Source organism: Comamonas sp. C11 (genome assembly GCF_024496285.1).
In the GTDB taxonomy this organism is placed as follows: Bacteria; Pseudomonadota; Gammaproteobacteria; order Burkholderiales; family Burkholderiaceae_C; genus Comamonas; species Comamonas testosteroni_F.
This window is the reverse complement of the sequence record NZ_CP101743.1, coordinates 2243103-2263837: the sequence shown is the minus strand read 5'-3', so window position 1 is coordinate 2263837 and position 20735 is coordinate 2243103. Positions and strand designations below refer to the sequence as shown.

At 61.8% G+C, this 20735-nt stretch carries 19 protein-coding genes; 5 read left to right on the top strand and 14 right to left on the bottom strand.

The features are described from left to right. The first annotated feature begins 9 nt into the window (after window positions 1-9). Entirely contained in the window at window positions 10-402 is a 393-nt protein-coding gene (locus tag NOX35_RS10400; RefSeq protein ID WP_182286608.1) for a hypothetical protein, read from the top strand. A gap of 29 nt (window positions 403-431) precedes the next feature. On the opposite strand, the gene NOX35_RS10395 is transcribed toward NOX35_RS10400, so the two are convergent. Beyond that, on the bottom strand, window positions 432-677 hold the full coding sequence (locus NOX35_RS10395; RefSeq protein ID WP_182286607.1) for a hypothetical protein: 246 nt from the start codon (window positions 675-677) through the stop codon (window positions 432-434). 224 nt (window positions 678-901) lie between these two features. Between NOX35_RS10395 and fusA the strand changes: the two genes are divergently transcribed. Continuing rightward, window positions 902-3034 carry an elongation factor G gene (fusA, locus tag NOX35_RS10390; protein ID WP_256496579.1) on the top strand — a complete coding sequence of 711 codons (2133 nt, stop codon included), beginning with the start codon at window positions 902-904 and terminating at the stop codon, window positions 3032-3034. A gap of 64 nt (window positions 3035-3098) precedes the next feature. Here the strand turns inward: fusA and NOX35_RS10385 are convergent, their stop codons facing one another. From NOX35_RS10385 to NOX35_RS10340, 10 genes are all read right to left on the bottom strand, one after another. Further along, window positions 3099-3464 carry an STAS/SEC14 domain-containing protein gene (locus NOX35_RS10385; protein ID WP_256496578.1) on the bottom strand — a complete coding sequence of 122 codons (366 nt, stop codon included), beginning with the start codon at window positions 3462-3464 and terminating at the stop codon, window positions 3099-3101. A 122-nt stretch (window positions 3465-3586) separates the two neighbouring features. After that, window positions 3587-5401 (bottom strand): hypothetical protein, encoded by a 1815-nt coding sequence (locus NOX35_RS10380; RefSeq protein WP_256496577.1) that lies wholly within the window; start codon window positions 5399-5401, stop codon window positions 3587-3589. Beyond that, entirely contained in the window at window positions 5398-5853 is a 456-nt protein-coding gene (locus NOX35_RS10375) for a hypothetical protein (protein WP_182286603.1), read from the bottom strand. The genes NOX35_RS10380 and NOX35_RS10375 overlap by 4 nt, the downstream gene beginning before the upstream one ends. 154 nt (window positions 5854-6007) lie before the next feature. After that, window positions 6008-7057 (bottom strand): LD-carboxypeptidase, encoded by a 1050-nt coding sequence (locus tag NOX35_RS10370; protein WP_256496909.1) that lies wholly within the window; start codon window positions 7055-7057, stop codon window positions 6008-6010. Between the two features lie 293 nt (window positions 7058-7350). Further along, entirely contained in the window at window positions 7351-8724 is a 1374-nt protein-coding gene (tadA, locus tag NOX35_RS10365; protein WP_256496576.1) for a tRNA adenosine(34) deaminase TadA, read from the bottom strand. A gap of 62 nt (window positions 8725-8786) precedes the next feature. Further along, the gene (locus NOX35_RS10360) at window positions 8787-9974 is read right to left on the bottom strand and encodes a branched-chain amino acid ABC transporter substrate-binding protein (RefSeq protein ID WP_256496575.1); all 1188 of its coding nucleotides are present in this window, start codon (window positions 9972-9974) and stop codon (window positions 8787-8789) included. A 497-nt stretch (window positions 9975-10471) separates the two neighbouring features. Beyond that, a complete protein-coding gene (locus NOX35_RS10355; protein WP_256496574.1) occupies window positions 10472-11383 on the bottom strand; it encodes an ADP-ribosylglycohydrolase family protein in 912 nt (303 codons plus the stop codon). Then, window positions 11380-11949 (bottom strand): NADAR family protein, encoded by a 570-nt coding sequence (locus tag NOX35_RS10350; protein ID WP_256496573.1) that lies wholly within the window; start codon window positions 11947-11949, stop codon window positions 11380-11382. The genes NOX35_RS10355 and NOX35_RS10350 overlap by 4 nt, the downstream gene beginning before the upstream one ends. After that, the gene (locus NOX35_RS10345) at window positions 11946-12569 is read right to left on the bottom strand and encodes an HAD family hydrolase (RefSeq protein ID WP_256496572.1); all 624 of its coding nucleotides are present in this window, start codon (window positions 12567-12569) and stop codon (window positions 11946-11948) included. Before NOX35_RS10345 ends, NOX35_RS10350 begins: the two co-directional genes overlap by 4 nt. Continuing rightward, on the bottom strand, window positions 12566-13117 hold the full coding sequence (locus NOX35_RS10340; RefSeq protein ID WP_256496571.1) for an RNA 2'-phosphotransferase: 552 nt from the start codon (window positions 13115-13117) through the stop codon (window positions 12566-12568). The genes NOX35_RS10345 and NOX35_RS10340 overlap by 4 nt, the downstream gene beginning before the upstream one ends. Before the next feature lie 176 nt (window positions 13118-13293). On the opposite strand from NOX35_RS10340, the gene NOX35_RS10335 reads away from it, so the two are divergent. Both NOX35_RS10335 and NOX35_RS10330 read left to right on the top strand, forming a co-directional pair. Next, complete coding sequence (locus NOX35_RS10335) at window positions 13294-14028, top strand: NUDIX domain-containing protein (RefSeq protein WP_256496570.1); 735 nt, start codon at window positions 13294-13296, stop codon at window positions 14026-14028. A 59-nt stretch (window positions 14029-14087) separates the two neighbouring features. Further along, window positions 14088-16094, top strand: coding sequence for a U32 family peptidase (locus tag NOX35_RS10330; protein WP_256496569.1), 2007 nt, complete (start codon window positions 14088-14090; stop codon window positions 16092-16094). 258 nt (window positions 16095-16352) lie between these two features. On the opposite strand, the gene NOX35_RS10325 is transcribed toward NOX35_RS10330, so the two are convergent. From NOX35_RS10325 to NOX35_RS10315, 3 genes are read right to left on the bottom strand one after another with little or no spacing between them, the layout of a single operon-like run. Then, window positions 16353-17294: an alpha/beta hydrolase gene (locus NOX35_RS10325; RefSeq protein ID WP_256496568.1), complete on the bottom strand. Its 942-nt coding sequence runs from the start codon at window positions 17292-17294 to the stop codon at window positions 16353-16355. Window positions 17295-17348: 54 nt separating this feature from the next. Then, a complete protein-coding gene (locus tag NOX35_RS10320) occupies window positions 17349-18812 on the bottom strand; it encodes an NAD(P)/FAD-dependent oxidoreductase (protein WP_256496567.1) in 1464 nt (487 codons plus the stop codon). A 9-nt stretch (window positions 18813-18821) separates the two neighbouring features. After that, window positions 18822-19571, bottom strand: a complete 750-nt coding sequence (locus tag NOX35_RS10315; protein ID WP_182286592.1) for an SDR family NAD(P)-dependent oxidoreductase — start codon at window positions 19569-19571, stop codon at window positions 18822-18824. A gap of 318 nt (window positions 19572-19889) precedes the next feature. Here NOX35_RS10315 and NOX35_RS10310 point away from each other — a divergent pair, with 318 nt between their 5' ends. Beyond that, on the top strand, window positions 19890-20690 hold the full coding sequence (locus NOX35_RS10310) for an SDR family oxidoreductase (RefSeq protein ID WP_182286591.1): 801 nt from the start codon (window positions 19890-19892) through the stop codon (window positions 20688-20690). Window positions 20691-20735: the final 45 nt, after the last annotated feature.

Below are 20735 nucleotides of genomic sequence, written 5' to 3'. Positions count from 1 at the left end.
ATTCAGCGCATGTGGCCCTTCAGTCTGTTCAAGAAACTCAGCCAGGACCCGGCCGTGGGTCAGCCCCGGGGCGACTATATCGGCTGCTATCTGCTGGGCACGCACACCAGCGGGCGCGACGATGACATCAGCTATATCTCGCTGGCGACCACGCGCGAGCAACTGGAGCAGGATGCGCGCCAGTATCTGCAGGAGTTCCTGGAGCAGCATCCGCAGTTGACCGAAACAGAGCGCCTTGCCCTGCAGGATCTGCGGGAGCACTGGAATGCGCGCGCCGATGCCCACCTGGCCCAGGACGGCGGCAAGCCCGGCCAGCCCCTGGCCGTGCAGGGCGGCAGCGAGCTGTTCCTGCGCACCGGCATGCGGGCGCGCAAAAAGGAAAAAGGCGTTTATCTGGAATAGGTGCACGGGCGGTTGCCGCTGCCCTGCCGCTACTGTGTGAAATTCATATCGAAGCCGGCTTCGGTCAAGCGCACCTCGCCGCCTGCTTTTTGCAGCCAGCCCCTGGCGACGGCCCAGTCCAGCGCAGACTGACCCTCGCCTTCGCCGATGCCATGCTTTTGCAGGTCGGAAGCGAGCGCTTTCTCGCTCATTGCCTCGCCAGCACGCAAGCTTTGCTCCACCACCAGGATGTAGACCATCTTGTGGGCGGCTGTCTGAATACTCTGCTCTGTCATGTTCACAAGTCCTTGTTCTTGAATGAAGGGAAAGCCGGATGCCTGCCAGGCTACAGGCCTCGGGCCACGGCCTGCTTTTTGGTTTTATGCCACGGGCCATACCCACTCTGGCAGTGAGTTTGTAGCCATCTCTCTAGTATTTCCGATGCATTTCCTCTGCTTGCCGGCTCCGCAACCCTGGTGCCGGCGCTTCAGTTTCATAACTGTGTTTCAGGGAGGTCATCATGGCTCGCCACACGCCCATAGAGCGCTATCGCAATATCGGCATCTCCGCGCATATCGATGCCGGCAAGACCACCACCACCGAGCGCATACTGTTCTATACCGGGGTCAACCACAAGCTCGGCGAAGTCCATGACGGCGCTGCCACCATGGACTGGATGGAGCAGGAGCAGGAACGCGGCATCACCATCACCTCAGCAGCCACCACGGCCTTCTGGTCGGGCATGGAGCACAATTTCCCGGCCCATCGCATCAACATCATCGACACACCCGGCCACGTGGACTTCACCATCGAGGTCGAGCGTTCCATGCGCGTGCTCGACGGCGCTGTCATGGTCTACGACTCCGTGGGCGGCGTGCAGCCGCAGTCCGAGACCGTCTGGCGCCAGGCCAACAAGTACAAGGTGCCGCGCCTGGCCTTCGTCAACAAGATGGACCGCGTGGGAGCCGACTTCTTTCGTGTGCGCCAGATGATGGTGGACCGCCTCAAGGCCCACCCCGTTCCCATCGTCATCCCCATCGGAGCCGAAGCCGATTTTCATGGTCTGGTCGACCTCATCAAGATGAAGGCCATCTTCTGGGACGACGAGTCACAAGGGGTGAAATTCGAGTACCAGGAGATCCCCGCAGCGCTTCTGGCCAGCGCACAGGAATGGCGCAAGAAGATGGTTGAGGCTGCTGCCGAGGCCAATGAAGCCCTGACCGAAAAATACCTGGACAGTGGCGACCTCGGTGCCGAGGACATCATCACCGGCCTGCGCCTGCGCACCATCGCCACCGAAATTCAGCCCATGCTCTGCGGCTCGGCCTTCAAGAACCGGGGCGTTCAGCGTCTGCTCGACGCGATTGTCGAGCTCATGCCTTCGCCGCTCGATGTTCCTGCCGTCGAAGGTCATAGCGAAGATGACAGCGCCGGCACCACGCTGATACGCCATGCCAGCGACGATGAAAGATTCGCCGCCCTGGCCTTCAAGCTCATGACCGACCCCTTCGTGGGCCAGTTGACCTTTGTACGCGTCTACTCGGGCGTATTGGCCAAGGGCGATCTGGTCTACAACCCGACCCGGGGTAAAAAGGAGCGCATAGGCCGCATCGTGCAGATGCATGCCAATGCACGCCAGGAGATCGACGAAATCCGCGCCGGCGACATTGCGGCCTGCGTGGGCCTCAAGGACGTGAGCACGGGCGAGACGCTGTGCGATCCGCAAGCGCCCATCGTGCTCGAAAAAATCTCCTTCCCCGAACCCGTGATCGCCCAGGCCGTAGAGCCCAGGAGCAAGGCCGACCAGGAAAAAATGGGCCAGGCACTGGCGCGCCTCGCGGCCGAAGACCCGTCCTTCAGAGTCAGCACCGACGAGGAATCGGGCCAGACCATCATTGCCGGCATGGGCGAGTTGCACCTGGAGATCATCGTCGACCGCATGAAACGCGAATTCAATGTGGCCGCCAATGTGGGCAAGCCCCAGGTGGCCTACCGCGAAACCATTCGCAAAGCAGTCCGCGATGTGGACGGCAAGTTCGTGCGCCAGTCCGGCGGCAAGGGCCAGTACGGCCATGTGGTGCTGGCCGTCGAGCCGCTGGAATCGGGCAAGGGCTTTGAGTTCGTCGACGAAATCAAGGGCGGCGTGATTCCGCGCGAGTTCATTCCTGCCGTGGAAAAAGGCCTGCGCGAAGCCATGAACTCGGGCGTTATGGCCGGCTACCCGGTGGTCGACGTGCGGGTGCGGCTGACCTTCGGCTCCTACCACGAGGTGGACTCCTCGGAGCAGGCCTTCCGCATGGCCGCCATCCTGGGCTTCAAGGAAGCCTGCAAGAGAGCCGACCCGGTGATTCTGGAGCCCATCATGGCCGTCGAGGTGGAGACGCCCGAAGAATACGCAGGCGCCGTGATGGGCAACCTGTCCTCGCGCCGCGGTGCCGTGCAGGGCATGGACGATATCGCGGGCGACGGCAAGACCATCAGGGCCGAGGTGCCGCTATCGGAAATGTTCGGCTATGCCACGCATCTGCGCTCCATGACACAGGGCCGAGCCACCTACACCATGGAATTCAAGCGCTACGCACAGGCCCCGCAGCAGGCAGCCGCCAGCGCGAATGCTTCAAGCGCGGCGACCGGCCACCGAAAGCAGGGATAGGATGATCCAGGCAACTCTGCCGCTGCTCGGCGGCAAAGTTGCCTGGCTGATTCATACAGGCGGCTCAGGCCGCATGCAGCCACTGCATGGCCCTGGCATCTTCGGTAAACGGGAAATGCCTGACCTCGGCATGCGTGAGATGCCTGCCGAAGAATTCGGCCATGCCCGCCAGATGACTGTCGGTCACCAGAGCGATCTGTTCCACCTGATGGCGATGTTCTCTGACAAAGCCCATATGGGCGCTGAAGCCGGCCCAGTTTTCCCAGCCGGGAAAGTCCTTGGACTGGATCATCACCCCATGTAGTTTGGGATGCTCGGCCAGGAAATCGTCCACGTCCTGGCTGACGCCGTCGAAATCCTGCTCGGTCAGGGGCCCATGGGGCTCCAGCAGCAAGATGCCTTCGGGTTTCATGAGGGAGTAATTGAGCATATGCAACTCCTGCAGCGAAACTTCACTGTACGCCTGCGCTCGATGGAATGCAGCCCTAGACAGCACCCGCAGCACAGGTTTTTGCGGCTCATGGCGCAGCACCCGCCCGACTGCGGAGTCGACTATGGACAGCCCATGGCCCGGCTCAGGCCCTGCAGCTGCTCACCCAGCGCGGCACGCAGATCGGCACGCATGGCATCGCGTGTCAGCAGTTCTTCGGCATAAAGTGCCGCCCAGTCAATCCCCACGCCCAGCACCACACCGGCGACCGCACCCGCCACCGCCCCCACGGCCGTGCCGACACCGGGAACGACGGAGCCCACGGCCGCACCGGCTACCGCGGCCCCGGCCTTGCCCAGACCCTGCTTGGCAGCGGCCTTGGCCAGCACCTTGCTGGCAGCCTTCATCGAGGCCTTGGCCATGGCTTTGCCCGCGACGGCTGCGGCAAAAGCACCGCCCCCCGTGCCCACCAGGGCGCTGGCCGTCAGCCGCTGGCGTGCATCGCCCAGCAGCTCCAGCGCAGGCAGGCTGGCCACCTCAGCACGCACCAGACATTGCTCGGGACTCAGGGCCAGATGATGGCGTGCCAGGGTTTCCTCGATGCGCTGCTGGCCCTCGGCCAGAGCGGCACCGCTGGTCAGTGCCTGCTTTTGCAAAGTCTGCATCCAGCCCTCCAGCCCCGGTGTGGCTCCCAGGATTTCGCTGAGCTTGTTCTGCAGAAACTGGCTCACATCGCCCGTGAGCAGACTGAGGATGCGCCCCCACTCCGCCCCCAGACTGAAATACCAGTCCAGATAGCGCTCGACGGCGGCATCCAGCTGCCGGTTCATCTGCGGGATGCTCTCGCACAGGGCCTGTCCGGCCTGGACCCGGCCCAGCAGTTGCAGGACCTGCTGGCGCGTGACGTCCAGCGTGCCGAGGCGGTAGAGCTGCTGCCCGATGCGCTCGCACCCGGGCAGGCGCTTGAGTGCCAGCGGGCTCTCCTGCGCACGGGCCAGACCATCAAGGACGGCCGTGGTCTGCACCAGAATGCCCAGCACCAGCACGGCAACCAGGGCCAGCAAAGGCGCGGCCGACGAAGAGGCGACCGGCGAAGAGGCGGCATTGCGCACTGCCCCCGAAGGCCTGGCCTGCAGCAAAAGGGCCGAGGAAGCCGATGCCCCCTGCATGGCGCGCCCCAGGCACAGCAGCACGCCTACCGGGCCGAACAGCGCCAGCAGCACCAGGCGCAGGACGGGCATTTGAGGCAGGTCGGCCATGGCGCCACTCGCCAGCTGCACGGCCAGCAGGGCATCCAGCCCCCAGCGCACCAGGCCAGAGGGCGCTGCGTGAATCTGGGCCAGCGCATGATTCAATGCCTCGGGCTCCATGCCAGGGGCCAGCCCCCGCCCCAGATCCTGCTGACTGGCCATGGCGCATAGCCAGCCCCCGCCCAGAAGCACCAGCAGCAGCCAGCCGGCGCCACGCTGAGCCCAGGCCCAGGCAAAGGCCGCGGATGAAAACTCTCGCCTCAGGCCCGCCTGCATGCCACAGGCCAGCAAGGCATAAAGCAAGGGAGCCAGCGCCAGCAGCCCCCATTCCCAGGACGCCAGAAACCAGGCCTGCCAGAGTGAGCTGGTGCACAGCAGCAAGGCCAGTGCCAATGCCTTGCAGGCCGGCCACCAACCGCCGCCAAGCCAGCGGCCGATATGCCCCTGCGGCGCGAACTGCAAGTGCAGCAGCTTTTTGCGCAGCATCAGGAGCAGCCAATGCCCCCAGGCTGGCAGCAACACCAGCAGCAGGACTGCAAGCAGCCAGCCCCAGGGCGGCAAGCGCGTCAGCAGATGGGAAAAGCCGGCCAGGGCCGCCAGCCACAGCCAACCCAGCAATACCGCGCGCAGCAGGACCTGCGGCCGGCTCAGCCCCGGCTCGGTCACTGGCGCGTCGGCGCGGTTCATGGCTCGCGACTCTTGCCCGCTCCCCGACCCGCTGCGGCAATACCCCTGGCGATGCGAGCGTTGTAGACCGTCAGGCGGCTCAGGCCCAGTTGCTCGGCAATCCTGGCATCGGATGCCGTGCCCAGCAAAGCCACAGCCTCGTCGCACCAGTCAAAAGCGCTGCTGGCAGCAGCGCCCGTTACCGAGGCAATGCCCTGCTCGGTGCGCTTGGCTACCACGCTGGCCTTGCTGATACCCAGTTGCCTTGCCACTTCGGCATCGGCCTCCCGCCCCAGCAGAGCAAGCGCTTGCGGCGTCCACTGGAAATGCCCGAAGGCAGGAATACCCAGTGCATTGCGCTTGAGGTTGACCGTCTTGGCCGATGTTCCCCAGCGTTCGGCCAGCACGGCGTCTTTTTCCTGGCCCAGCAGGGCCATCATTTCCTCGGTCCACTGCAGTGCAGTCTTGCCCATGCGTGCGTCCTTCCCGATCTCAAAATACAAGCCAGACTGGCATTCAGCTCATATGCAGCCGGCGTTAACAGCTATCACACAGAGATTGCTTAGGTGCAAGCACAAGGCGCAGGCCCCTGGCGACGCCCCCAGCAGCCTCAGCGGCAATCTGCCGTCAGACATGTCCCCAGTAGATCAGCGCATCCCGCCCTTCCACGGACAGCGACACCTGCGCCCCCACGGGCAGCAGCACCTTGGTGGGCACATGACCGAAGGGCAGGCCTTGCAGCACGGGGCGCTTGAGCTGCATGCGCAGCCAGTCGATGACGGTCTGCAGCTTGAAGCCCTTGTCATGCGTGGTGAGCTTGAATTCGGTGAACTGGCCAAAGACGATGGCTTTTTGCTTTTGCAGAACGCCCGCCAGCAGCAGCTGCGTCAGCATGCGCTCGATCCGGTAGGGATGCTCGCCCACGTCTTCGATGAACAGAATGCCGCCATCGACCTGCGGGAAGTAAGGCGTGCCCAGCAGGGACGCCAGCACCGCCAGATTTCCACCCCACAAGGTGGCCCCGCCGGGCACGTAAAAGTCCTTGAGCTGGGGCTTGCCATTGGGCAGCTCGCCAATCCTGGGCATCTGCCAGCCAGCGCCCTCGCCCTGGCCGCTGAGCAGGTCCTCGAAGCAGTCCAGCATGATGTCGTCCACGGGCTCGCCGGTCTTTTTGCTGTCCACACCGAAGTCGGCATTGAGCGCGGGGCCCGCCCAGGTGACCGAACCGGTCTGTGCCAGCATGGCCAGCTGAAAAGCCGTGAAGTCGCTGAGGCCGACAAACTTGGTGCCGCCCGCAATCGCCTTGGCCACAGTCTTGTACTTGATGCCCGGCAGGATGCGCGTGAGACCGTAGCCGCCACGCGAAATCAGCGCCACATCGGCCCCACTGGCCGCTGCACGGTGGATAGCAGCCAGACGGGTGGCGTCGTCACCCGCAAAGCGCTGGCTGCTGGCCAGTGCATCGACATCGACCTCCACCTCGTGGCCCAGGGCCTCCAGCAGCTTGATGCCGCGTTTGAAGGCTGCCTTGTCGCGCACCGCACCCGAGGGCGAATAGATATAGATGTGTTTGCCGCCATGGCTGTGATCATGGCCGCAGCAGCTGCCGTCGGCGCTGTACACATGGTCGTGATGATCGTGGTGACCGTGCTCATGGCTGCAGTGCTCGTCATGCACATGTGCCTGATGAGCCGGCTCATGCCCGTGCGAGTGAGCGTGGTGCTGCGGATCTTGCTGCTGGGACGCTGCAGTGGATGCTGGGGATTTGCGCGAGGTTGCCAAAGCCTTTTCATGCGGCCATCGGCCGCATGCTCCATGAAAAGTGAGTGAATCCGCAGATTCAGAAGTTCATACGACTTACGCAAAACTGGTTCAGGCCGGGCGACTGCCTCAGAAGGCGAGCCCTTGTTGCATTCTGGTTTGCGTAAGTCCTAGTTCAGATTCTTGCTCCGCCGGACGGACCGATCGGGCTACGGCGCAAAGTATTCCACAGCCGCTGCACCGCCGCCCTGCTGTGCTGCAGGAACCGGAGCGCCATGCCGGGTTTGCCGCCAGACCTTGCCCTGCGCCGCCAACTGCGGCACGGATTGCAGCCAGGCGGCCTGCCATTGCGCGACAGAAACGAGCTGCTGAGTGGCTGCTGGCTGCAGCCACAATCTGTCGGTCAGCGCCCAATGCATCAGCAGATCGGCGGGCGGCTCAGCCAGCTTGGTCTGCAGGCGCGGCCAGGCCTTGACTGCGGCACGATGGCCGGGCTGCACAAACGGGGCATTCCAGGCGCGGGCCTCTTCGGCATTGCTGCGCCCTTCCAATTCGGCCATGGCCCTGGCCACATCCCAGCCAGGCTTGCGCGCTGCCTGTTCAAACCATTGCTGACGCTGCTGCGGCTGCGTGTTCAGCGGCCAGGTACCGATCAGCCACGCGCCAGCAAAGCGCTCTGGCAGGGCTTGCGCTGCAGCCAGACCCAGACGGCCACCATCGCCCTGCCCGACCAGGACCAGCCGCCGCAGGTTGAGCGTCTCAATCAGCTCGACGATGAGCTGCGAATGCCACTGCGCGCTGTGCTGTTTGTCTTTCTTGGGCTGGTCGCTGCGGCCGAAACCCGGCAGATCGGGCACCACCACGCGATGACCGGCAGCCAGCAAATCGGGCATCAGATGCCGGAAGCCATAGCCCCAGCCCGGGCTGCCATGCACACACAGCCAGGTCAGCGCAGCATCCTCAGGTCCTTCATCGACTACGGACAGGCGCAGGCCCTGCAGCGCCGGCAGGTCGCTGCGCCACTGCGACTGCCAGGGCCAGGCGGGCAGGTCGGCAAACGCCTCATCGGCATTGCGCAGCGCCCAGTCCCTGAGCGGGTACGGCTGCTGCGCCTTTTTTTCCTGGCGTCGCCGCTGGAAGAATTCGGCCATCAGCGCCGAGCATTGCGCGGCCAGCACGCCGCGCAGCACCTGCGTCTGGTGGTTGATGGCGGGGTAGCCGAAGACATCGAGCACCGACCCCGCCGCACCGGTCCTGGGTTCGGCCGCACCGTAGACCACGGCATCCACACGCGCATGCAGCATGGCGCCGCTGCACATGGTGCAGGGCTCAAGCGTCACATACAGCGTGCAGCCCTCGAGCCGGTAATTGCCGAGAGCCCGTGCAGCCTCGCGCAGGGCCAGCACCTCGGCATGGGCCGTGGGGTCCTGGGCCGAGAGCGGGCTGTTATGGCCGCGGCCTATGACCTGCCCGTCCTTGACGACCACGGCCCCCACCGGCACCTCGCCGCAAGCGGCGGCGCAGCGCGCCTGCTCCAGTGCCTGGTGCATGAAGTGTTCGTGCACGGAAACATCAAAATCCATAGCTATATGCGCCTGACAGACGAAGGCTTGGCAGATATTCCTTCAAGCCACACCGATACTGCTCAATGACCGCTGACCACCAGTTCCTTGCGCTCGCCGGAGTCATAGCCATAAAGCGTGACCCGCGGGCTTTGCAACTCTCCCTGTGAATCAAAGGCAATCGTCCCCGTCACCCCCTCGTAGCGCGTCTGGCGCAAGCGGGGCAGATAGGCCTCGGGCTGGGCTGAATCGGCACTCAGCATGGCCTTGGCCAGCACCATGGTCGCGTCATACGCGTAAGGGCTGTAGACCTGATACTGGCCGGGAAAGCGCTGGTCATACTTCTGCTTCCAGAGCAGACCGCCGGGCATATTGCCCAGGGAGCTGCCGCTCATCACGCAAACCACATTCTTGAGTGCCGGCACCTTGTCGGCCATGGCAGGCAGACGCTCCGAGCATTGCGCATCGCCGCCCAGGAATTTCACCTGATTCATGGCCAGCTGCGACATCTGACGCAGCATGAGACCGGCCTGCGCATCGAGCCCGCCGAAGAAGATCGCATCGGGTTTACGGCCTTTGATGGCCGTGAGAATGGACGAAAACTGCGTGGCCTTGTCGCTGGTGTACTGCTTGTCGACAATCTGCACATCGCGCTCGGCAGCTGCGGCTTCAAACAGCTTGACGATACCCTGTCCATAGGCCGTGCGATCGTCCACGATCGCGATGCGTTTGACGCCCTGGTGCCTGACGGCATAGTCCAGCAGGGCATTGACCATGGCCCGGTCATTGGCGATGACGCGGAAGGTGTCGTCATAGCCTGCCTCGGTAATCGCGGGATTGGTGGCTGCAGGGGTGATATTGGGAATGCCGCAGTCGTTGTAGATCTTGGCAGCCGGCAAGGTCGTGCCCGACTGAAGATGCCCCACCACGGCTGCCACCTTCTTGTCGCAGAAGCGGCGTGCCAGCGCCGTGGCCTGGCCGGGGTCGCCCACATCGTCGCCGGCCTCCAGCTTCCAGTACACGGGACGGCCGCCCAGTTGCAGCTTGCGGGCGTTGAGCTCGTCAATCGCCATGCGCACGCCGTTTTCCTCATCCTTGCCCAAGGCAGCGATAGGACCGGAGAGCGGTCCGCCATGGGCGATGCGCACCACCAGAGGCTTTTCCGCATCCGCTGCATGGGCGGACGTCAGGGACACAGCGACCAGGGCCAGGTTCAGGGCAGACGAGGTGCGAACACGGCGGCTCTGGGCCGAGCGATCAGTCATGGACATGCTTTCTCCTTGATGAAGCGGAAGGCTGTGGCACGCAAGCCTACGTCAGGCCAAAGCCTCAAGCGTAGCGGCAAAGCCTGCGATACCAGCTCAATGTGCAAGCGAAGGGGCAAACCCTGGAGTCTAAGGACCAGAACTCCATTGGAGCAATTGCTAGCAAGCCCGAGCAGGCCCGACTCTTCCGGCGTTGAGCACAGGCTCCGGCTGCTGGGTATATTTCGGATTTCGGCTGAAGCATGCCGACCATGCTCTTGCACCGTCGTCGGCCCAGCGCCTCGATTGTGCCGCGTTGACAGGGGTGGTGCACGCTGCGCCGGACTTTCCTGGCTGCAGGGCAAGCCTTTTTTGGAGGCCGGCAAGTTCACCACGGCCACAGGTACCCGCAGACCATGCAGGCTCGGAGCGGCTTTCGCGACCTGCGCTGCGACAACCAGGGGCCTGCGACCTACTTGCAAGGTGTGAACAGCTCCCGCGAAGGGTGCATGGCCACGCAAAATCTATCGTGCCAGTACCTGATTCAGCGCATAAATCGATTGCGCCAGCGCGCGAATATCGGCCTGCTGATGCAGTCTTTCCAGCCAGTGCGCTGGAATGCCGCTGCGCCCCCAGAATGCACCCGCAATCTGGCCGGCAACGGCCGCAGTGGTGTCGGCATCGTCACCCAGGTTGGCCGCCTCCAGCACGGCGGCTTCAAAGCTCTCGTGCCGGTCGAAACACCACAGAGCTGCTTCCAGACTGTGCACCACATAGCCCGAGCTCTGGATCTGCTCGCGGCTTTTGCCGCGCCAGCTGCCTTGTGCAACTTCGGCGATGCGCGGGCTGCCAAACGGCAGCGCGGCAAGATCCAGCACCTGCTTCTTGCCTTCACCCCGCAGGGCGCGGCTCAATGCCACGGCAAACAGACGGCAGGCATCCAGGCACTCCGCAGCCGCATGTGTGGTGCGAGAGCTCAGCGCCGCCATCTCCTGCACTCTTTGTTCATCAAGGGCATACGCCATGGCCACCGGCGCCAGCCGCATCAGCGAGCCATTGCCTGCGCTGCGCGCATCCTCGCTGCCCGCCAGCGCATTGCCAGTACGCAGATAGTGCTGTATCGCCTCGCGCGTTGCCATGCCGATATCAAAGCAGTGGCCGGTGGAACTCCAGTAGCCCCACTGATACCAGTTGGCATAGCGCGTCATCTGATCCCGGGGATCGCAATCGCTTTTGACGACCAGGCTCTCGGCCAGGCACAAAGCCATGGACGTGTCATCCGTCCACTGTCCGGCCCTCAGCGAAAACGGCCCGCCCCCCACCATATCGGTCAGCGGTGCAAAGCTGCCGCGCGCCCGGAACTCCAGTGTCGTACCCACGGCATCACCACAGGCCAGCCCCAGCAGAGCACCTTCAAAACGTTCCAGCGTGTTCATTGTCCGGCTCTCAGCTGCGCACGCGCGGCCATCAGCGCGAAACCCAGCAGGTTCTGTCCGCGCCACTTGCGCGGCTGTTCGGCGTCGGGATTGGCCGCGCCCATGCCGATGCCCCAGATGCGGTCGCGCGGACTGGCCTCGACCAGCACACGCTCGCCGGTGCTCAGCAGAAACTCCCCCATGGCCGGGTTCTGCGAGAACTTGGCCACACTGGCGCTCACCACGATATCGAAGCACTCCGCCTTCCAGCGTGCCTCGTCGAAATTGCGCACGCTGCGCCCTATCTGCTTGGCACTGGCCGGAGACGGCGCAGCCAGCACCTGCGCGCGCGCCTCTTCATCCCCGAACAGCCGCGCCTTGCCTGCCATCATGAAATGCTCTGCCGTGGCAAAGCGGTCTCCTTCGACGGTGAATGGAGCAGGAAACCACTGGCTCAGGCAGCCCTTTCCCACCAAGCCATTCTTTTCGGGTTGATGGCCCCAGAAGCAAAGGTATTTGGGGCGGTAGCCCTGGTCGAGCTGGGCCACCAGATCGGCTACAGATCGAATTTCGTAATCTCGGTTCATGTCTGTTCCTCTTGATATTGATTGAGCCACCAATGGGAAAAGTCCCACAGAGTGTCGTGAGTGGAGTCAATGGCCTGCAGACCCGGCCCCGTATTGGGCGACCCGCCTTGCTCGCGCAGCACCAGCGCCTTGTGAATCCGGGCATCCACACCGTCGAAATACGGCAGAAAGTCATCGACAAATGCCAGGGGCTGCAACTGCGCCAGGACTTGTGCCTTGGGGCTGGGACCTGGATCGGCACGGCCGCTGGTGGCGATCACACGCGAGATCGGAAAACCCAGCCGCCGCAGATTGAGCTGCCGGGCCTCGGCGAACTGCGGCTTGATCGCCGACACACAGACCAGCTCGTAACCAGCGGCGCACAGCTGCTCGCAAGCCTGGAGCGCACCTGCAATCGCGGGAATGCTTGACCAGAACTGCGCATCAAGGCTGGTCCGAAAACGGTTCAGAGCCTCGCCCTGCAGGCTGGCGACATCCCATCGTTCCATCGCCCAGTAGGCGTCAGGCTGCTTCAACACCGGACGCTCGCCAAATACCCGCTCCCAGGCTGAGGCATAGGCGAGGTTGTAGTCCAGCAGCACGCCATCTGCGTCGAGCGCTATGATTTTTGCAAATTTCATGATGGCAGCTTCAGCAGATATCTGGCCGGGACGACATCGGTCAGCCACACACCGTTGTCGGAGCGATAGAACACATGGCCCTCGCCCTGCATACGCGCGGCGTCCACCTGCAGCAGGGCCAGCTTGCCGTGACGACTGCCGACCTGAGCGGCCACTTCCACGCTTTCCGACAGATGGACATGGTGGCGTGACTGCCGGTTCAGGCCCTCATGGAAGATCGCGTCCAGAAAACGCGTGGCCGTGCCGTGGTAGAGCACTGCCGGAGGGCGCCTTGCCTCAAGGCCCAGCTCGACCTTGATGGAATGCCCCTGGTTGGCGCGTATGCGCTTGCCATCCGCGCTGAAGGAATAGCGTTGCTTGTTGTTGTCAGCCACCATGGTCTGCAAATCCACCAGACTGGTGGGTCGACCGGAACGTGCCAGACAGGCCAGCAGCTCATCGGTCTGAGCCCAACCCGCATCATCGAGCTTGAGGCCTATGGTCTCGGGACTGTGTCTCAGCACCAGGCTGAGGAATTTGCTGCGTGTGGTGGTGTTTTGGTTTTTCATTCTCTTTTTCTCTTTTTCTCTTTTTCTCTTTGCTCCAGGCGGCCTGCCTGGCTATCGACAGCTGCTTGCGCTGCAGGGCAGCCAGGGCCTGCCTGGACGTTTCTGCATAAGTTGCATTGGACAACTTATGCAAGTTGTACAATACAACCCATCCTTCATCCCGTCAAGCCTGATTCATGAGCGTTACACAGCATCACTCCAAGCCAGCGCCGGACTTTCCCCGTCCTTACACCACGGTGGATGTGGTGATCTTCACGATTGCGCAAGGCCGCTTGAATGTATTGCTGGTGCAACGCCCAGGTCATCAAGACGATCCATTTCCCGGCCTATGGGCCCTGCCCGGAGGGTTTGTGAATGTGGATCTCGATGCCGATCTGCAGGCCTGCGCCGCGCGCAAGCTCAGGGAGAAGACGGGTGTGGACAGCCCCTATCTGGAGCAGCTTGGCAGTTGGGGCGGCGCGGCACGTGATCCGCGTGGCTGGTCAGCCACCCATGTGTACTTTGCGCTGATTCCCGCCCATGAGCTGCAACTGACCAAAGGCGCCAATGCGGCCGATGTGGCATGGTTCGAAGTGGATGAATTACTGCGCAGGCCCGCACTGGCGTTTGACCATGGCAGCATCTTGCAGGCTGCTGTGGAGAGACTGCGCAGCAAGGTCGAATACACCTCGCTGCCCGCTTTTTTGCTGAGCGAGCCCTTCACCCTGCCCCAGTTGCAGCAAGTCTATGAATCCGTGCTGGGTCGCAGCGTGGACAAAAGCGGCTTTCGCACCCGCATGCTGGCGGCGAACTTTCTGGTCGAAGCCGGCCATGTGGAAGGCGTGTCGAACCGCCCCGCCATGGGCTACCGGCTGGCGGACCGCAGCGGGCCCGTGGTATTTCCGCGCACATTCAGCCCACGCGGCCATTGATACGGGCGATTACCCGCCGCTGTGCCGAAACCGGGGCTTGCTGAGATAATCCTGCCCCTATGTCTCTCCTGCCCCACCAGCTCGAACTCCTGTCCCCGGCGCGCGACGCCGATATCGGCATCGAAGCCGTCAATCACGGCGCGGACGCCGTCTATATCGGCGGACCGGCCTTTGGCGCGCGCGCGACGGCAGGCAACGACATCCGCGATCTGGAGCGGCTCATCAAGCATGCCCACCGCTTCGGAAGCCGCATCTTCATCACGCTCAACACCATCTTGCGCGACGATGAACTGCAGGGCGCGCGCGATATGGCCTGGCAGATCTACAACGCCGGCGCCGATGCGCTGATCATCCAGGACATGGGTCTGCTGGAACTGGACCTGCCGCCCATCCAGCTGCACGCGTCCACCCAGACCGATATCCGCACGCCCGAGAAGGGCCGCTTTCTGCAGGACGCCGGCCTGTCGCAGATCGTGCTGGCGCGCGAGTTGGATCTGAAGCAGATTGCAGCCGTGCGCGCCGCGACAGACCCGAGCCGCACCACCATCGAATACTTTGTGCATGGCGCACTGTGCGTGGCCTACTCGGGCCAGTGCTTCATCAGCCATGCTCATACCGGACGCAGCGCCAACCGTGGTGACTGCAACCAGGCCTGCCGCCTGCCTTATGAGGTTACGGACGCCAGCGGCCGCATCATCGCGCACGAAAAGCATGTGCTGTCCATGAAGGACAACAACCAGAGCGATAACCTGCGCGCCCTGATCGATGCCGGCGTGCGCAGCTTCAAGATCGAGGGCCGCTACAAGGACATGGGCTATGTAAAGAACATCACGGCCCATTACCGCAAGCTGCTCGACGAAATCATCGAGGAGCGCGAGTTCTCGGATCAGCCGCTGGCGCGCTCGTCCTCAGGCCGCACCACCTTCTCGTTCGAACCCGATCCGGACCAGAATTTCAACCGCGAGTTCACCGACTACTTCGTCAACGGCCGCAAGGATGACATCGGCGCCTTCGACACGCCCAAGACACCGGGTCGTGCCATCGGCTGGGTGACCCAGGTCGGCGACAAATGGTTCGAGATCGAGACCAGCGACAAGGCTGCCGAGCTGCACAACGGCGACGGCCTGTGCTACTACGATCTGCAAAAGGAACTGGTGGGTGTGCACATCAACCGTGCCGAGTGCGTGAGTGCCAAAAAAGGCATCTGGCGTGTCTTCCCCAAAAACGAGATTGCCGAATTCAAGGATCTGCGCAAGGGCCTGGAAATCAACCGCAACCGCGATATGGACTGGGTGCGCACACTGGAGAAGAAGTCCAGCGAACGCCGCATCGGTCTGTGGGCCGAGTTCAAGGAAGCTGCTGCCGGCTTCGCGCTGACGCTGACCGATGAGGACGGCTTTGTCGGGGCTGCCGCCATCGCGCATGAGCACCAGAGCGCCACCGACCCAGCCAAGGCAGAAGCCACGCTGCGCGAGCAACTGGGACGATTTGGCGCGACGGTTTTCGAAGTGAACGATATTTCACTGAGCCTGAGCCAGCCCTGGTTTGTACCCGCCTCGGTGCTCAACCAGCTGCGTCGCGATGCCGTTGCCGCATTGGAGCAGGCCCGCGCCGACGGCTTTGTGCGTCTGCCCCGCGCCAAGCCCGTGGAGCCGCCCGTGCCTTTTCCTGAAGACACGCTGACCTATCTGGCCAATGTCTACAACCAGAAGGCCCATGACTTCTATGTGAAGCATGGTGTGAAGATCATCGACGCCGCCTACGAGAGCAAGGAAGAAGAAGGCGAAGTCTCGCTGATGATCACCAAGCACTGCGTGCGCTTCTCGATGAGCCTGTGCCCCAAGCAGGCCAAGGGCGTGATCGGCGTCAAGGGCACCATCAAGGCAGAGCCGCTGCAGCTGATCAACGGCAAGGAAAAGCTCACACTGCGCTTTGACTGCAAGCCCTGCGAGATGCATGTGGTGGGCAAGATGAAGAAGTCAGTGCTCAACCAGCATGCCAAGGAAATGAAAGAGTCTCCCATGCAGTTCTACCGCACACGCCCAACGCCTCAGCAACTTTCCTGAGCACGTTTGAGCCCACAGAAAAAGCCCGCGACCGGCAACGGTTGGCGGGCTTTTTTACAGCCTCAGAACCACTGGTAAAAACCCTTGACTCAATCCCCTTGATCAAATCGTCTATTTTTTAGGCAATCCGTGCAAAGCACCATCTGGCGCGGGTTTCAAGGCTTGAAAGCATAGTTTTCCACAAGAGCGTCCACATGATGCGGGGATAAAACTGAGGCGTCCATCACACATAACTGTATACATGAACAGTTGCATGTATCAGGCTTGTCCAACCGCCGATATCTTGCCGAAAGACAGCTTTGCACAAGCCTCTTGCAGCAACTTTGCCACTGCCGGCACCAGGGTGCTGAAGTTGGCAAACCCATGCAACATGCCTTGCGCACGAAGGCTGGAAACGGGTACGCCGGCCTGCTGCAGGCGCAGGCCAAAGGCCTCTCCTTCGTCGCGCAGTATGTCCAGCTCTGCAGTCACCAGCACCACTGCTGGCAAACCGGCGAGATCGGGGTACTGCATGATGGATGCCAGTGGATGTGCAGGCATGACAGGGTGATAGTGACGCCACATCGCGGCCATGGCTTCGGTTGTGAGAAACGGCATCTGTCCATAAAGCGCATGTGATGGCGCATCCATATGCGCATCGCAGACCGGATAGAACAGCAGTTGCTGGGCTATGCCTTTCCAGCCGTCTTCTTTTGCGCGCAGGCAGGTGGCGACGGCCAGATTGCCCCCCGCGCTGTCACCCGCCACCATCAGCTGTCGCGCATCGCAATGCAGCTCGGCCGCATGCTGCGCTACCCAGCGCGTGGCGGCATAGGCGTCGTCCAGCGCGGCGGGAAAGACATGCTCGGGAGCCAGACGGTAATCGACCGACACAAGATTCATGCCGGTCAGGCGCGCCAGGTGGCGGCACAGGTTGTCATGCGTTTCCAGCGTGCCTATGCACCAGCCACCGCCGTGAAAATAGACCATGACCGGCGCTGCCTGCGCGGTGCCGGGACGGTACAGGCGCAGCTTGAGCGGCTGGCCGTCGCCACCGGGGATGTCGATCTCACGCACCTCATGCATGGGCAGGTCGGCAGGCTGGAAGGCCATGTGGTCCATGAGCTTGCGGAGTTCGGGCACCGGAGTGGCCGCAAAATCCATGGGCGGAGCATCCTTGAACTGCTCCAGCACGGCAGCCATTTCGGGGTGTATCTGCATTGGGACTCCTTGAAGTTGATGGAGCGCCCGATCAGGACGGGCGCAAGGTGGCACTCAGGCCACAAGCTCTTCGGTCTGGTGGTGGATATAGTCCTGCCACACCGGCGCACTCATCTCCTGCCTGAATCGCGACTGCGACCAGGGCCAGGTGTTGGGCACACCGTTTCTGTCCAGATACCAGCTATTGCAACCCGAGCCGAAGACCGAGCCTTTGGCGGCCTGCAAGCGCTCCTGGTCGTAGTGAGCCAGGGCTTCGGGCCTGGCCGAAAGCCCTGCCACACCGGCTTGCTGGCCACGCTCTATCAGCTGCGAGATATAGCCCCACTGCATTTCCGAGGTATCGATCAACGAGAAGTTACCCACGGGAGAGGTCGGCCCGTTCATGAAGTAAAAGTTGGGAAAGCCCGGCACCGAGATGGACTTGTATGCCGTGGGCACATCGCTCCAGGCCTGCTCCAGCGTGGCTCCGTTCAGGCCCGTCACATCCATGGGGCGCACATAGCGGTCGGTCTTGAATCCCGTGGCCAGGACGATGACGTCCACCTCATGCAGCACGCCATCGCTGGTACGCACTCCCTGTTTCTCGACCCTGGCAATAGCTTCGGTGATCAGCTCGGAATCGGGATGCTGGATCGCCTTGTAATAGTCGGGTGAGTAAATCAGGCGCTTGCAACCAGCCCGGTAATGAGGCTGCAGTTTTTCACGCAGGGCTGCGTCTGCGACAGAACCATCCAGATTGTCCTGGCAGATTCTCTGAATTTCCTGAATCTGTTCCGAATTCGGATCCAGCACACCCTCGGTAAAGCGTTCAACATTGGCCACATAAGTAGGTTCGCGCTGCAGGTAAACCAGCAGATCGCGGTTGCTGCGGAATTCGGCACGCTGCTCTTCGCTGAAAGCTGGATTCTCGACCGGGAAAATCCATTGGGCCGTGCGCTGAAAATGCCGCACCCTGGCACGCGACGCCAGTGCCGAGACAATTTGCACGCCCGTTGATCCCGTGCCGATGACGGCGATCCTCTTGCCGTCCAGCGGTACCGAATGATCCCAGCGCGCACTGTGAATCGTGTCCCCCTCGAACTCCTCCAGGCCCTTGATCTGCGGATAGTTGGGGTGGTGCAGCACACCTGTGGCGGCAACCACCACCTTGCCCTGGTATTGCTTGCCATGCTGATCCTGCAGCGTCCAGGCATCGCAAGTCCATTCGGCACGCGTGATCTCGGTGCCGAACTGCGAAAAATCGGCAATACCGTATTTCTGGAACACGCCTTCGAAATACTGCTGAATCTCGGCTCCGGGTGGAAGTACCCGAGACCATTCGGGGTTTGGCTCGAAAGAATAGGTATAGGCGTGCGATGGCACATCGCAAGTCAGGCCTGGATAAGTATTATCCCGCCAGGTTCCCCCTAATGTCCCGGCCTTTTCCAGAATAATGAATTTCTTCCCGCTGTTCTTCAGATGAATACCAGCCAGAATGCCGGACATTCCGCAGCCAATCACTATGACGTCATATTTCATTGGAATTCCTTAAATATTAATTACTTTTGCTGCAGAGAATCCGCCATCTACCGGAAGATTGACCCCGGTAATAAATGAAGAAACATCGGAAAGCAAAAATGCCACGGCATTACCCACCTCTTGCGGCCTGCCCGCCCGCTTGAGCAAATGCATGGCCTCGAAAGCCAGGCCTACAGGCAGTTCATCAAGCATGGTGGTCATGGGCGTATGGATATAGCCGGGGCTGATGCTGTTGACCCGCACCCCATAAGGACCGAGATCCGCTGCCAGACTGCGCACCATCTGGATCACCGCCCCCTTGGAGGTGCAATAGGCCAGATTGGTCGGGTTGCCCAGCATGCCGTTGATGCTGGCGATGGTGACGATGGAGCCCTGACCGCGCTGTTTCATGTGGCTGGCCACGGCACGAGCACTGAGCATGGTCCCCGTCAAATTGACCTGCAGTACCTGCTCCCACTCCTGCAAGAGCATGCTCTCCAGATCACCCACGCGGGAAATGCCAGCAGAAGTCACCAGCCCATCAACCTGCCCATAGCGGTCCAGCATGTAAGCAACCAACTCATTGGTCAGCTTCTCGCTGCTCACGTCAAGCTTGCGAAATTCGCAGCCCTGCGGCAAATCCTGGCTTTGCTGCAGATCGGCGCACACCACCTTGGCTCCGCTGGCTGCCAGGGCCTGGGCGCTGGCCAGGCCTATGCCCGAGGCACCACCTGTAACCAGAACCACTTTTCCTTCCAAACCACTGATGAATGGATTCATTTTCAAACCTCAATACTGGCTGACCGCCACCAATTGGCGATGAGGATTGCGATTCTTTGTTTTTTTCAAGTTCAAATCACTCTGAGTTTTCCTCTTTACAAAATAAGTTTGTGTTTACAGTCCCTAGTAAAAACCATTAATTCATTCGGACGTACTGTGCCCAGGTTTTTTATATGTCAAGCAGGTCATTTCATCTTTTAATTTAATCAGTCAATAAAGACTGTAAACACCTTCAATAACTGTCAAGCGGGAATTCGCGGGAAATACAGATATGCCGGGAATGCTTTAATTCATTCGAATTCAGCCAATGAGGAAATCATGAAAGTTGCAGTCATCACCGGCGCCGCCAGTGGAATTGGTGCAGGCCTTGCCAGAAAGGCAGTCAGTCTTGGAATGAGGGTCGTGCTTGCAGACCGCGACCAGCCGGGTCTGGAGAAAATCGCCCAGGAACTTGGAGATCAGGCCCTGGCCGTGGCCACCGATGTCACCAGTCAGGCGTCGCTGGATGCGCTGGCCGACAAGGCCTATGCAGCTTTCGGTCAGGTCGATCTGCTGTTCAACAACGCAGGCGTTCTCAGCACCGGCAATAGCTGGGAGATCAGCGATGCCAAGTGGCAGCAGGCCTGGCAAGTCAATGTCAACGGCATCGTCAATGGTCTGCGCGCTTTTGTGCCGCGTCTGCTCAGAGCCAACCGGCCTGCCCGCATCATCAACACAGCATCGGTAGGCGGCTTTCTGCCCAGCGCCATGATGGCTCCCTACTCCGCCACCAAGTTCGCAGTGGTGGCGCTGACCGAAGGTCTGGCTGGCGAACTCGCGGCCATTGAGCCGCAAATCAAGGTCTCGCTGCTGGCACCAGGCCCCGTCAGGACCGCCATCTTCCGGGAAGCACCTGACGCGGCGTCGGCGCAGTTTCACGGCATGATGACCCATATGCTCGACGAAAACGGTATGGACACCGAGGAGTTCGCCAGCCGCGTCTTTGCAGCCATTGACCGTGGTGAATACTGGATCGTGCCTCAGCCGGAGATGCTGGACCCGCTGCTCAAGGCCCGCAACAAGCTCATCGAGACACGCGCCGACCCGGTACTGTCCTGGACGCAGGAAACCGCAGAGTGAAACCAGGGCCTGCTTTTGCAGGCCCTGGCAGCATTTGCGGAGCAA